Source organism: Pseudomonas sp. TH39(2020) (assembly GCF_016650715.1).
Classification (GTDB): domain Bacteria; phylum Pseudomonadota; class Gammaproteobacteria; order Pseudomonadales; family Pseudomonadaceae; genus Aquipseudomonas; species Aquipseudomonas mandelii_C.
This window is the reverse complement of the sequence record NZ_JAEKFF010000006.1, coordinates 604,142-617,520: the sequence shown is the minus strand read 5'-3', so window position 1 is coordinate 617,520 and position 13,379 is coordinate 604,142. Positions and strand designations below refer to the sequence as shown.

10 protein-coding genes and 1 pseudogene are annotated in these 13,379 nt (G+C 60.0%); 9 read left to right on the top strand and 2 right to left on the bottom strand.

Annotation, left to right across the window (positions count from 1 at the left end; translation table 11 throughout):
- Positions 1–308: 308 nt before the first annotated feature.
- On the bottom strand, positions 309–773 hold the full coding sequence (locus tag JFU47_RS10885) for a methylglyoxal synthase (protein ID WP_008155845.1): 465 nt from the start codon (positions 771–773) through the stop codon (positions 309–311).
- 17 nt (positions 774–790) lie between these two features.
- On the bottom strand, positions 791–1,792 hold the full coding sequence (gene gap / locus JFU47_RS10880; protein ID WP_140676771.1) for a type I glyceraldehyde-3-phosphate dehydrogenase: 1,002 nt from the start codon (positions 1,790–1,792) through the stop codon (positions 791–793).
- Between the two features lie 220 nt (positions 1,793–2,012).
- On the opposite strand from gap, the gene edd reads away from it, so the two are divergent.
- The 9 genes and pseudogenes from edd to JFU47_RS10835 all read left to right on the top strand — a co-directional run bounded on the left by edd (position 2,013) and on the right by JFU47_RS10835 (position 13,225).
- Positions 2,013–3,839 carry a phosphogluconate dehydratase gene (gene edd / locus JFU47_RS10875; protein WP_008155848.1) on the top strand — a complete coding sequence of 609 codons (1,827 nt, stop codon included), beginning with the start codon at positions 2,013–2,015 and terminating at the stop codon, positions 3,837–3,839.
- On the top strand, positions 3,836–4,795 hold the full coding sequence (locus JFU47_RS10870; protein ID WP_201182910.1) for a glucokinase: 960 nt from the start codon (positions 3,836–3,838) through the stop codon (positions 4,793–4,795). The genes edd and JFU47_RS10870 overlap by 4 nt, the downstream gene beginning before the upstream one ends.
- Before the next feature lie 189 nt (positions 4,796–4,984).
- Positions 4,985–5,716 carry a response regulator gene (locus tag JFU47_RS10865; protein ID WP_008155851.1) on the top strand — a complete coding sequence of 244 codons (732 nt, stop codon included), beginning with the start codon at positions 4,985–4,987 and terminating at the stop codon, positions 5,714–5,716.
- Positions 5,706–7,174 (top strand): annotated as a pseudogene (locus JFU47_RS10860) (ATP-binding protein). Before JFU47_RS10865 ends, JFU47_RS10860 begins: the two are co-directional and overlap by 11 nt.
- 315 nt (positions 7,175–7,489) lie before the next feature.
- On the top strand, positions 7,490–8,749 hold the full coding sequence (locus JFU47_RS10855) for a D-mannose isomerase (protein WP_201182908.1): 1,260 nt from the start codon (positions 7,490–7,492) through the stop codon (positions 8,747–8,749).
- A gap of 116 nt (positions 8,750–8,865) precedes the next feature.
- Positions 8,866–10,167, top strand: coding sequence for an ABC transporter substrate-binding protein (locus JFU47_RS10850; RefSeq protein ID WP_140676759.1), 1,302 nt, complete (start codon positions 8,866–8,868; stop codon positions 10,165–10,167).
- A gap of 148 nt (positions 10,168–10,315) precedes the next feature.
- Complete coding sequence (locus JFU47_RS10845) at positions 10,316–11,224, top strand: carbohydrate ABC transporter permease (protein WP_046056150.1); 909 nt, start codon at positions 10,316–10,318, stop codon at positions 11,222–11,224.
- On the top strand, positions 11,217–12,062 hold the full coding sequence (locus tag JFU47_RS10840; RefSeq protein ID WP_123367208.1) for a carbohydrate ABC transporter permease: 846 nt from the start codon (positions 11,217–11,219) through the stop codon (positions 12,060–12,062). Before JFU47_RS10845 ends, JFU47_RS10840 begins: the two co-directional genes overlap by 8 nt.
- Before the next feature lie 2 nt (positions 12,063–12,064).
- Positions 12,065–13,225, top strand: a complete 1,161-nt coding sequence (locus JFU47_RS10835) for an ABC transporter ATP-binding protein (protein WP_201182906.1) — start codon at positions 12,065–12,067, stop codon at positions 13,223–13,225.
- Positions 13,226–13,379 lie beyond the last annotated feature (154 nt).

Below are 13,379 nucleotides of genomic sequence, written 5' to 3'. Positions count from 1 at the left end.
GGGACGAACTCGCGAATGGATGAGGTGTTGGCTGTGAGTCGGGATCGACCCGGTTCGCCAAGTCCATTCAGCGCCATTCAATGCACATCGGCGTGGGCGGAGGTTGCATGAACGCAAAGCCGACGAACGGTAACAGGTGAACGTTTGCGCAGGAAAATGCCCTGAAAAGGGCAGAAATTCAGGAAATTGTCGGCACTGATTCCGCCCGTGCGGCAGGGGGAGGCAGGAGGCTCGATCGACAAGTCCTCCTGCAGGAGCAAGCGCCCACAGCAGGGCGCATTGAGTCAGGCAAGCAACAGAATGAAGCTTTAGGCGCGGCCCAGCAGATAGGTCGCGTAATCGGGGATCCGATGTTCGTGCGCCTGCTCCATCATCGGGCTGCTGAGCAGGTAGTCGGCGCTGCATTCGTTGCAGGCGACGGGAATGTTCCAGACCGCCGCGACGCGCAATAACGCCTTGATGTCCGGGTCGTGCGGCTGTGGTTCGAACGGGTCCCAGAAGAACACCAGCATGTCGACCCGCTGCTCGGCGATTCGCGCACCAAGTTGCTGATCGCCGCCCAATGGGCCGCTGATCATGCTCTCCACTGGTAAATCCAGGCGTTGTTGCAACAACAACCCGGTGGTGCCGGTGGCGACCAGTTCATGCTGTGCGAGCCTGTCTTTCTGCCGCTCCGCCCAGTCCAGCAAAAACACTTTGCAGTGGTCATGGGCGACCAAGGCAATACGCTTGCGCGCTGCCATGGTCTTCTGCGTAAAGCTGATACCGATCATCGGTTGCTGCTCCACGGTCATTCGGCGTTGCACAGCGCCAGGCAGTTATCGAGCATGCGGTTGGAGAAGCCCCATTCGTTGTCGTACCAGGCCAGTACCTTGAGCAGCTTGCCGCTGGACTTGGTGTGGTTGGCGTCAAAAATCGACGACAGCGGGTTGTGGTTGAAGTCGCTGGAGACCAGCGGCAGGGTGTTGTAACCGAGAATCTTCGAGTGCTGGCTGGCTTCTTTGAGCAGCGCGTTCACTTCATCGGCCGACGCTTCGCGTTTGAGTTGCACGGTCAGGTCCACCAGCGACACGTTGATCACTGGCACGCGCACCGACATACCGGTCAGTTTGCCCGCCAGTTCCGGCAGCACCAGACCGACCGCTTCAGCCGCGCCGGTTTTGCTCGGGATCATGTTCTGGGTGGCCGAACGCGCACGATACGGATCGACATGATAGACGTCGGTCAGGTGCTGATCGTTGGTGTAGGCGTGAATAGTGGTCATCAGGCCGCTTTCGATACCCAGCTCGCGGTGCAACACCTGGGCCACCGGGGCCAGGCAGTTGGTGGTGCACGACGCATTGGAAATGATCTGGTGCGATTGGCGCAGAATGTCGTGGTTAACGCCATACACCACCGTGGCGTCGGCGCCTTTGGCCGGGGCCGAGATGATCACTTTGCGTGCGCCGGCCGTAATATGTGCAGCGGCTTTGTCGCGGTCGGTGAACAAACCGGTGCATTCGAATACGACGTCGATCTTCTCGGCAGCCCAAGGCAGTTCGGCCGGGTTGCGAATGGCGCTGACAGAAATACGGTCGCCGTTGACGGTCAGGCTTTCCAGATCGTGCTGGACATCGGCATCGAACGTGCCGTGAACAGTGTCGTACTTGAGCAGATGAGCGTTCATCGCGCTGTCGCCCAGGTCATTGATGGCAACGATCTGCAGATCCTGGCGATAACCTTGGGTATACAGTGCGCGTAGGACATTACGGCCAATTCGGCCAAAACCATTGATTGCGATTCGAAGAGTCATTTAACAGGGCCGCCGTCGTTTTGTTGTTGGAATTACAAGATTATTCGCATAAAAATAGAAAACAAGCCTTTTTAATGGCAATATTTTGTTCAATCTACAACGAGTGACCTGAATCAACTGGTCCGACCGAACAAGAAAACCGTCTGTCATCCCATCGACAACGGCTCTTGCTCAGCATAGACAATCAGGTCGCCACATCCGTTAGCCTGGAGTTCTAAACATGCATCCCCGCGTCCTTGAGGTCACCGAACGCCTTATCGCCCGTAGCCGCGCCACGCGTGAGGCTTACCTTGCACTGATTCGTGGTGCTGCCAGCGACGGTCCCATGCGCGGCAAGCTGCAATGCGCCAACTTCGCCCACGGCGTAGCCGGTTGCGGCACCGACGACAAGAACAGTCTGCGGATGATGAACTCCGCGAACATTGCGATTGTTTCGTCCTATAACGACATGCTCTCGGCGCATCAGCCGTACGAAGTCTTTCCTGAACAGATCAAAAAAGCCCTGCGTGAAATCGGCTCCGTCGGCCAGTTCGCCGGGGGTACTCCGGCCATGTGCGATGGCGTGACCCAAGGCGAGCCGGGCATGGAGCTGAGCCTGCCGAGCCGCGAAGTGATCGCGCTGTCTACTGCCGTGGCGCTGTCTCACAACATGTTCGACGGCGCGCTGATGCTCGGCATCTGCGACAAGATCGTCCCGGGCCTGATGATGGGCGCGCTGCGTTTCGGTCATCTGCCGACGATCTTCGTCCCGGGCGGGCCGATGGTCTCGGGCATTTCCAACAAGCAGAAAGCCGACGTGCGCCAGCGCTACGCCGAAGGCAAGGCCAGCCGCGAAGAGCTGCTGGAATCGGAAATGAAGTCCTACCACAGCCCGGGTACCTGCACCTTTTACGGCACCGCCAACACCAACCAGTTGCTGATGGAAGTCATGGGCCTGCACTTGCCGGGCGCCTCTTTCGTCAACCCGAACACCCCGTTGCGCGATGCCCTGACCCGCGAAGCGGCGCATCAAGTCACGCGTCTGACCAAACAGAGCGGCGACTTCATGCCGATCGGCGAAATCGTCGACGAGCGTTCGCTGGTCAATTCCATCGTGGCCCTGCACGCCACCGGCGGCTCGACCAACCACACGCTGCACATGCCGGCGATCGCCATGGCGGCGGGCATTCAATTGACCTGGCAGGACATGGCCGACCTCTCCGAGGTGGTGCCGACCCTGAGCCACGTCTACCCGAACGGCAAAGCCGACATCAACCACTTCCAGGCGGCGGGCGGCATGTCGTTCCTGATCCGCGAACTGCTGGAAGCCGGGCTGCTGCACGAAAACGTCAACACCGTGCTGGGCCACGGCCTGAGCCGCTACACCATGGAACCGTTCCTCGAAAACGGCGAGCTGGTCTGGCGCGAAGGTCCGATCGAAAGCCTCGACGAAACCATCCTGCGTCCGGTCGCTCGCGCGTTCTCGCCAGAGGGCGGCTTGCGGGTGATGGAAGGCAACCTCGGCCGCGGTGTGATGAAAGTGTCCGCCGTCGCGTTGGAAAACCAGGTCGTCGAAGCACCGGCCATGGTGTTCCAGGATCAGCAGGATCTGGCCGATGCGTTCAAGGCCGGTTTGCTGGAGAAGGATTTCGTCGCGGTGATGCGCTTCCAGGGCCCGCGTTCCAACGGCATGCCGGAACTGCACAAGATGACACCGTTCCTCGGTGTGCTGCAGGATCGCGGCTTCAAAGTGGCGCTGGTGACTGACGGGCGCATGTCCGGTGCGTCGGGGAAAATCCCGGCGGCCATTCACGTCAGCCCCGAAGCGTATGTGGGTGGCGCTTTGGCGCGGGTGCAAGAGGGCGATATCATCCGCGTCGATGGCGTCAAAGGCACCCTGGAGCTTAAGGTGGACGCCGAAGAATTCGCAGCGCGCGAACCTGCCAAGGGCCTGTTGGGCAATAACATCGGCAGCGGTCGCGAACTGTTTGGTTTCATGCGCATGGCCTTCAGCTCGGCGGAGCAGGGCGCCAGCGCCTTTACTTCTGCCCTGGAGACGCTTAATTGAAACTGGCTTTGGTCGGTGACATCGGTGGGACCAACGCACGTTTCGCGTTGTGGAAAAACCAGCAGCTGGAATCGATCCAGGTGCTGGCGACGGCCGACCACGCCAGCCCGGAGGAGGCAATTGCTCTCTACCTGAGCGGGCTTGGCCTGGCGCCGGGTTCGATCGGTTCGGTGTGCCTGTCGGTGGCAGGCCCGGTGAGCGGCGATGAATTCAAGTTCACCAACAATCACTGGCGACTCAGCCGCAAGGCGTTCTGCAAGACCTTGCAGGTGGACCAACTGTTGCTGGTCAACGACTTCTCGGCGATGGCACTGGGCATGACCCGTTTGCAGCCGGGCGAGTTTCGGGTGGTCTGCGAAGGCACGCCGGAACCGTTGCGGCCGGCGGTGGTGATCGGTCCGGGGACTGGCCTCGGTGTTGGCACGTTGCTCGATTTAGGCGAAGGTCGTTTCGCCGCGTTGCCGGGGGAGGGCGGTCACGTCGATTTGCCGCTGAGCAGTCCGCGGGAAACCCAGTTGTGGCAGCACATCTTCAATGAGATCGGCCATGTCAGCGCTGAAACGGCCTTGAGCGGCAGCGGCTTGCCGCGGGTCTATCGGGCGATTTGTGCGGTGGACGGTCATGAGCCTGTGCTCGAAACGCCGGAAGCGATCACGGCTGCCGGGTTGGCGGGCGATCCGATTGCCCTGGAAGTGCTGGAGCAATTCTGCTGCTGGCTGGGGCGTGTGGCCGGCAACAACGTGCTGACCACCGGTGCGCGTGGCGGCGTGTACATCGTGGGCGGGGTGATTCCGCGGTTTGCCGATTTCTTCATCGAAAGCGGCTTTGCCCGGTGCTTTGCCGACAAGGGCTGCATGAGCGATTACTTCAAAGGCATCCCGGTGTGGCTGGTGACAGCGCCGTATTCCGGCTTGATGGGTGCGGGAGTTGCGCTCGAGCAAGCCAACCCAACTTGAAATGCAATCCTGTGGGAGCGAGCCTGCTCGCGAAAGCGGTGTATCAGTCAACGAATGTGTTGAATGTAAAACCGCTTTCGCGAGCAGGCTCGCTCCCACATTGGTTTTCCCACAGTTGGTTTTGTGGTGTTTGTAGATTCAGTGCTTAAGGCATAATCCGCCCAATTCAAACAACAAGGACGCCGCCCCGTGAGCTCAGTCAACAAGTCGATTTTGTTGGTCGATGACGATCAAGAGATACGCGAGTTGCTGGACACCTACCTGACCCGCGCCGGTTTTCAGGTGCGTACCACGCCCGACGGTGCAGGTTTTCGTCAGGCGATGAACGAGGCGCCGAGCGATCTTGTGATCCTCGATGTGATGCTTCCGGACGAAGACGGCTTCAGCCTCTGCCGCTGGATCCGTCAGCACCCGCGTCAGGCTCAGGTGCCGATCATCATGCTCACGGCCAGCTCCGACGAGGCTGATCGCGTCATCGGTCTGGAACTGGGCGCCGACGATTACCTCGGCAAACCCTTCAGCCCGCGTGAGTTGCAGGCGCGCATCAAAGCCTTGTTGCGCCGCGCGCAGTTCGGTCAGGAACGTTCCGGCAGTGAAGTGCTGGCCTTCGATGACTGGCGGCTGGACATGGTCAGCCACCGACTGTTCCACATCGACGGCGAAGAAGTGATTCTCTCCGGCGCCGATTTCGCGCTGCTGAAACTGTTCCTCGATCACCCCCAGGAAATTCTCGACCGCGACACCATCGGCAACGCCACCCGTGGTCGTGATTTGATGCCGCTGGATCGCATCGTCGACATGGCCGTCAGCCGTTTGCGCCAGCGCCTGCGCGACACCGAAAAACCACCGCGGCTGATCCGTACCGTGCGCGGCAGCGGCTACCAACTGGCCGCCAATGTGGTTGCCAGCAATGGCCACTGAGTTTTTCCGCAAGCTCGCCGCACGGATCCCCATGCCGCGTTCGCTGCTTGGACGGATGTTGCTGCTGACGCTGTTGGCGGTCCTGTTCGCCCAGACGCTGTCGAGCGTGATCTGGGTCTCGCAACTGCGCGCCACCCAACTTGAAGGCCTGGTCACCAGCGCTCGTAGCCTCGCTCATTCGATGACGGCCAGCGTCAGTTACTTCCGCTCTCTGCCGGTAGCGTTTCGGCCATTGGTACTCGACCAGTTGCGCAGCATGGGCGGCACCCGTTTCGTAGTGACGCTCAACGACAAACCCTTGGGCATGGAAGTGCTGCCGATCACCCCGCGCAAAGAAGCGGTGCTCAAAGCAGTGGATGAAGTATTGCGCCAGTCCCTGGGCCAGGACACGGATATCTCGGTGACGTTCGTCAGCCCCGAAGACCTGCGGATTTTCAACAGCGGTCTGAAACTCGATGAATTGCCGCGCTCCTGGGCGCATTACGCGTTGACCCTGGAGCCGGTGAACCCACCGGTATTGGTCACGCAAATCCAGATGGCACCGGGCGAGTGGCTGTACATCGCCTCACTGTTGCCCGAGCCCTACACCAGTCTTGAAGAGCAAGGCCTGCCGGCACAGCAAGTCTGGTTTATCGTGCTCACCAGCGGCTTCTTGCTGTTGTTCATTGGCCTGCTGGTGCACTGGCAGAGCCGTCCGCTCAAGCGCCTGGCGCGGGCAGCACGGGACATGTCCCTCGGCGCGGAAGTCGAGCCAGTGGCCGAGGGTGGTGGCAGTGAAGTGGTCGAAGTCGGCCGCGCCTTCAATGCGATGCGTGAACGCATCAGCCGTTACCTGACCGAGCGCAGCCAGTTGTTCAGCGCGATTTCCCATGACCTGCGCACGCCAATTACCCGCTTGCGGTTGCGGGTTGAATTGCTTGAAGACGAAACGCTGCAAGCCAAGTTCGGCCGTGATCTGGATGAGCTGGAGCTGCTGGTCAAAGGCGCGTTGCAATGCGTGAAAGACACCGACATTCACGAAAACATCGAACCGGTGGATCTCAACCATGTGCTCGACTGTCTGGTGGAGCCGTATCTGGCGCCCAACGGTAATGGTCGCGTTACTCAGCAAGGGCGTGCGCTGGCGGCGTATCCGGGGAAGCCGCTGGCGCTCAAGCGTTGCATCGGCAACCTGATCGACAATGCCTTGAAGTATGGGCAGAAAGCGCATTTGCACATCGATGACGACCAGAGTGCGTTCATCCTGCATGTGGACGATGAAGGGCCAGGCGTGCCGGAACAGCGAATGGAGCAGGTATTCGAGCCGCACTTCCGCCTGGCCGGTCAGCAGCAGGGTTATGGGTTGGGGTTGGGGATTGCGCGAAATATTGCGCATAGCCATGGGGGGAGGTCAGCCTGCAGAATTTGCGTGAGGGTGGGTTGAGGGTGACGTTGCATTTGCCGCGGTCGATTGATTAAGGTTTCGATATTTGCGTCTGGCTTGAAATCGACCCCCTCACCCTAACCCTCCCGAAACGTCGGACCGCCCCAAGGGGCGAGGGGACTGACCGAGTTGTTTAAAAGAAATTCGGCGACCTGAAATTCCGAGTCGAACTCAGGTTCTGAAAAGCGTGAAGATCTGCTCCCTTTCCCCCTCTCCCCCGTGGGGAGAGGGCTGGGGTGAGGGGTGGCTCTTTGTCACAACCCAGTGACAAAACCTGCCCCCTTCGTTACAAGCCCGCCACCGCCCGTTGTTTAGACTGCCCTCAGTCATAACAACAAAAAAGGCACCCCATGGACACCTTCCAACCCGCTTTCAGCAGTTGGCTGAACGCCCCCGCCCATCAGCACTGGCTCGCCGACGAAGGCCTGCGCCTGCTGGCCTTCGCCAAGGCTTCGAAGCTTCCCGAAGGCTTCGGCAATCTTGATGAAAAGGGCTGCCTCCCGGCCAACGCCCAAGCCGAAACCATGAACACCGCCCGCATGACCCACAGCTTCGCCATGGCCCACATTCAAGGCTTGCCGGGTTTCGCCGAGCTGGTGGATCACGGTGTCAAAGCCCTCAGCGGCCCATTGCGTGACGCCGAACACGGTGGCTGGTTCGCTGCCCCCGAACATCGCGACGGCAACACCGGCAAGGCGGCTTACCTGCACGCCTTCGTCGCGCTGGCCGCCAGTTCTGCGGTTGTCGCTCAGCGTCACGGCGCGCAGGCCTTGCTCGACGATGCCATCCACATCATCGACGCGCATTTCTGGAGCGAGGAGGAAGGCGCGATGCGCGAATCCTTCAACCGCGACTGGAGCTGCGAGGAAGCCTATCGCGGCGCCAACAGCAACATGCACGCCACCGAAGCGTTTCTCGCGTTGGCCGATGTCACCGACGACAACCGCTGGCTGGTCCGCGCCCAGCGCATCGTTGAGCGAGTGATCCACGGTCACGCCGCCGCCAACGATTACCTGGTGGTCGAGCATTTCGACCGCGACTGGCAACCCTTGCGCGAATACAACCACAACAACCCGGCCGATGGTTTTCGCCCCTACGGCACCACGCCGGGTCACGGTTTCGAATGGGCCCGGTTGATGCTGCATCTCGAAGCAGCGCGGGTTAAGGCCGGGATGCTGACGCCGGGCTGGCTGGCCACCGACGCGCAAAAACTCTTCGACCACAACTGCCGTCACGGGTGGGATGTCGACGGGGCGCCGGGGATTGTCTACACACTCGATTGGGACAATCGCGCGGTGGTCCGCCATCGTTTGCACTGGACTCATTGCGAAGCCAGCGCCGCCGCCAGCGCTCTGCTGAAACGCACGGGCGACGACCAGTACGAACACTGGTACCGACTGTTCTGGGAATTCTGTGACAGTCATTTCATCGACCGATGTGATGGCAGCTGGCACCACGAGCTCGATCCGCAGAATCGCCCGAGCGCCGATATCTGGGCTGGTAAGCCTGATCTTTATCACGCCTGGCAAGCCGTATTGATCCCGCGATTGCCTCTGGCGCCCAGTATGGCGACTGCCTTGGCACAGTTATCCCAGAGCGCTCCTGTGTAACCATGTGGTGACATTCGAACGTCCCTTCGTTACCTGCGAAGGGATAACTCCTGTTTAAAATCCATGCAGCGCAAGCACCAGACTTGCATGCATAACAACAAGAAAGGTAATTCTAGATGAATGCGATTTCTCGCCTCGCTACTGTCATTTCTCTTGCCTCATTGCTTCCTCTCAGTGCATTCCCTCTCAGTACGCTTGCCGCCGATTCCAAAGGTTCGGTAGAAGTCGTTCACTGGTGGACCTCCGGTGGCGAAAAAGCGGCCGTCGATGTCCTCAAGGCCCAAGTTGAAAAAGACGGTTTCACCTGGAAGGACGGCGCAGTTGCCGGTGGTGGCGGTGCTACCGCCATGACCGTACTCAAAAGCCGCGCCGTGGCCGGTAACCCGCCGGGCGTAGCGCAGATCAAAGGTCCGGACATCCAGGAATGGGCGTCTACCGGTCTGCTCGACACCGACGTCTTGAAAGACGCTGCCAAATCAGAGAAGTGGGACAGCCTGCTCGACAAAAAAGTCTCCGATACCGTGAAGTACGAGGGCGACTACGTGGCCGTGCCGGTGAACATTCACCGCGTCAACTGGCTGTGGATCAACCCGGAAGTCTTCAAGAAAGCCGGTATCGAAAAAGCGCCAACCACCCTTCAGGAATTCTACGCGGCCGGTGACAAGCTCAAGGCTGCGGGCTTCATTGCGCTTGCCCACGGCGGCCAGCCTTGGCAGGACAGCACCGTGTTCGAAGCGGTGGTCCTTTCGGTCATGGGCGTCGACGGCTACAAGAAAGCCCTGGTCGACCTGGACAACGGTGCACTGACCGGTCCTGAAATGGTCAAGGCGCTGACCGAGCTGAAGAAAGTCGCGACCTACATGGACGCCGACGGCAAAGGCCAGGACTGGAACCTGGAAGCGGCCAAGGTCATTAATGGCAAGGCCGGCATGCAGATCATGGGTGACTGGGCCAAGAGCGAGTGGACCGCGGCCAAGAAAGTCGCCGGCAAGGACTACGAGTGCGTAGCCTTCCCGGGCACCGACAAGGCCTTCACCTACAACATCGACTCCCTGGCCGTGTTCAAGCAGAAAGACAAGGGCACTGCTGCCGCTCAGCAGGACATTGCCAAGGTCGTGCTGGGTGAGAACTTCCAGAAAGTCTTCAGCATCAACAAGGGCTCGATCCCGGTTCGAATCGACATGCTGAGCGACATGGGCAAGTACGGTTTCGACTCCTGCGCCCAGACCGCTGCCAAGGACTTCCTGGCGGACGCCAAGTCCGGCGGCCTGCAGCCGAGCATGGCGCACAACATGGCGACCACGCTGGCGGTACAAGGCGCGTTCTTTGATGTAGTGACCAACTTCATCAACGATCCGAAAGCCGATCCGGCTACTGCCGCCAAGCAACTGGGCACTGCCGTCAAAGCTGCCAAGTAATGCTTGGCCCCTGTAGGAGCGAGCCTGCTCGCGATAGCTGATTGTCAGACTCTGGATGTATCAACTGATACATCGCTATCGCGAGCAGGCTCACTCCTACAAGGGGGGCATTTCCAAAGTAATTTTTCCTCACGTACGGGATCTTCCCATGAGTTCTGTTGCTGTGTTCAGCAAGGCCTCGCCGTTCGATGCATTGCAGCGCTGGCTCCCCAAACTGGTGCTGGCGCCCAGCATGTTCATCGTCCTGGTGGGCTTCTATGGCTATATCCTGTGGACGTTCGTCCTGTCGTTCACCACGTCGACCTTCCTGCCGACTTACAAATGGGCGGGCCTGGCGCAATACGAGCGGCTGTTCGACAACGACCGTTGGTGGGTAGCGAGCAAGAACCTGGCGGTTTTCGGTGGCATGTTTATCGGCATCACGCTGGTGATCGGTGTGCTGCTGGCGGTGTTTCTAGACCAGCGCATTCGTCGCGAAGGTTTCATTCGCACCATTTACCTGTACCCGATGGCGCTCTCGATGATCGTCACCGGTACCGCCTGGAAGTGGCTGCTCAACCCGGGCATGGGCCTGGACAAATTGCTGCGTGACTGGGGCTGGGAAGGCTTTCGCCTGGACTGGCTGATCGACCCGGATCGCGTGGTGTATTGCCTGGTGATCGCTGCGGTATGGCAAGCCTCGGGCTTTATCATGGCGATGTTCCTCGCCGGTCTGCGTGGCGTTGATCAATCGATCATCCGTGCCGCCCAGATCGATGGCGCGAGCATGCCGCGGATCTACCTGAAAGTGGTGTTGCCGAGCCTGCGCCCGGTGTTCTTCAGTGCGGTGATGATCCTGGCCCACATCGCGATCAAGAGTTTCGACCTGGTGGCGGCAATGACCGCCGGTGGTCCGGGTTACTCCTCCGACCTGCCCGCCATGTTCATGTATTCCTTCACCTTCAGTCGCGGGCAGATGGGCATGGGTTCGGCCAGTGCGATTCTGATGCTCGGTGCGATTCTCGCAATCATCGTGCCCTACCTGTACTCCGAGCTGAGGACCAAGCGTCATGACTAGTTTCGCTGCCAAACCTTCCATCAGCCTGAGTCGCATCGCCATCTACGGCGTGCTGATCCTGGCCGTATTCCTTTACCTGATACCGCTGGTGGTCATGCTGTTGACCAGTTTCAAGACGCCGGAAGACATCAACACCGGCAACCTGCTGAGCTGGCCGACCGTGGTCAGCGGCATTGGCTGGGTCAAGGCCTGGGCCACGGTCGACGGGTATTTCTGGAATTCGATCAAGATCACCGTCCCGGCGGTAATGATCTCCACGGCCATCGGTGCGCTGAACGGCTATGTGCTGTCGATGTGGCGCTTTCGTGGGTCGCAGTTGTTCTTCGGCCTGCTGCTGTTCGGTTGCTTCCTGCCGTTCCAGACCGTCCTGCTGCCGGCCTCGTTCACCCTCGGCAAGATGGGCCTGGCCAGTACCACCACGGGCCTGGTGTTCGTGCACGTGGTCTACGGCCTGGCGTTCACCACGCTGTTTTTCCGTAACTACTACGTCAGCGTTCCCGATGCGCTGGTGAAGGCGGCGCGGCTCGATGGCGCGGGTTTCTTCACCATCTTCCGCTTGATCATCCTGCCGATGTCCACTCCGATCATCATGGTCTGCCTGATCTGGCAGTTCACTCAGATCTGGAACGACTTCCTGTTCGGCGTGGTGTTCTCCAGCGGTGACTCGCAACCCATTACGGTGGCGTTGAACAACTTGGTCAACACCAGTACCGGGGCCAAGGAATACAACGTTGATATGGCGGCGGCGATGATCGCCGGGCTGCCGACCCTGCTGGTCTATGTGGTCGCAGGCAAGTATTTCGTGCGCGGGCTGACGGCCGGCGCAGTCAAGGGGTAATCATGGCTACGCTCGAACTTCGCAATGTAAACAAGACCTATGGCCCCGGCCTGCCGGACACCCTCAAGGACATCGATCTGTCGATCAAGGACGGTGAGTTCCTGATTCTTGTCGGACCTTCGGGTTGCGGCAAATCGACCCTGATGAATTGCATCGCCGGCCTTGAGACCATCACCGGCGGCGCGATCATGATCGACGACCAGGACGTCAGCGGCATGAGCCCGAAAGATCGCGACATCGCCATGGTGTTCCAGTCCTACGCGCTGTACCCGACCATGAGCGTGCGCGAGAACATCGCCTTCGGCTTGAAGATCCGCAAAATGCCCGCTGCCGACATCGAAGCGGAAGTGGCGCGGGTGTCCAAGCTGTTGCAGATCGAACACTTGCTCAACCGCAAACCCGGCCAGCTCTCCGGTGGTCAGCAACAGCGCGTGGCGATGGGCCGTGCCCTGGCGCGGCGGCCGAAGATCTATCTGTTCGACGAACCGCTGTCCAACCTCGACGCCAAGCTGCGGGTCGAGATGCGCACCGAAATGAAACTGATGCACCAGCGCCTGAAAACCACCACGGTCTACGTGACCCACGACCAGATCGAAGCGATGACCCTGGGCGACAAAGTGGCGGTGATGAAGGACGGGATCATTCAGCAATTCGGTACGCCGAAAGACATCTACAACAACCCGGCCAACCTGTTCGTGGCGAGTTTCATCGGTTCGCCGCCGATGAACTTCATCCCCCTGCGTTTGCAGCGCAAGGACGGTCGTCTGGTGGCGCTGCTCGACAGTGGCCAGGCGCGCTGTGAATTGCCGCTGGGCATGCAGGACGCCGGTCTTGAAGACCGCGAAGTGATCCTCGGCCTGCGCCCGGAGCAGATCGTTTTGGCGGGCAGCGAGCCGAATGGTTTGCCGACCATTCGCGCCGAAGTCCAGGTCACCGAGCCAACCGGTCCCGACACCCTGGTGTTCGTCAATCTCAACGAAACCAAAGTCTGCTGCCGTCTGGCGCCGGACGTTGCACCGGCCGTGGGCGAGACCCTGACCCTGCAATTCGATCCATCGAAAGTGCTGTTGTTCGATGCCAAGACCGGGGAGCGCCTGGGGGTGGCTGGTCAGCCAAAAGCCGAGAGCCACAGCGCCAACGTCGCCCAATTCAAAGGCCGCTGAAGATTAAAAATGTGGGAGCGAGCCTGCTCGCGATGACGGACTGACATTCAACATCGATGTCGACTGATACACCGCTATCGCGAGCAGGCTCGCTCCCACAAGGGGAAATCCATGGCGGGCGGACTGTCGCCCGTCGCAACCGATGTCACCGCGT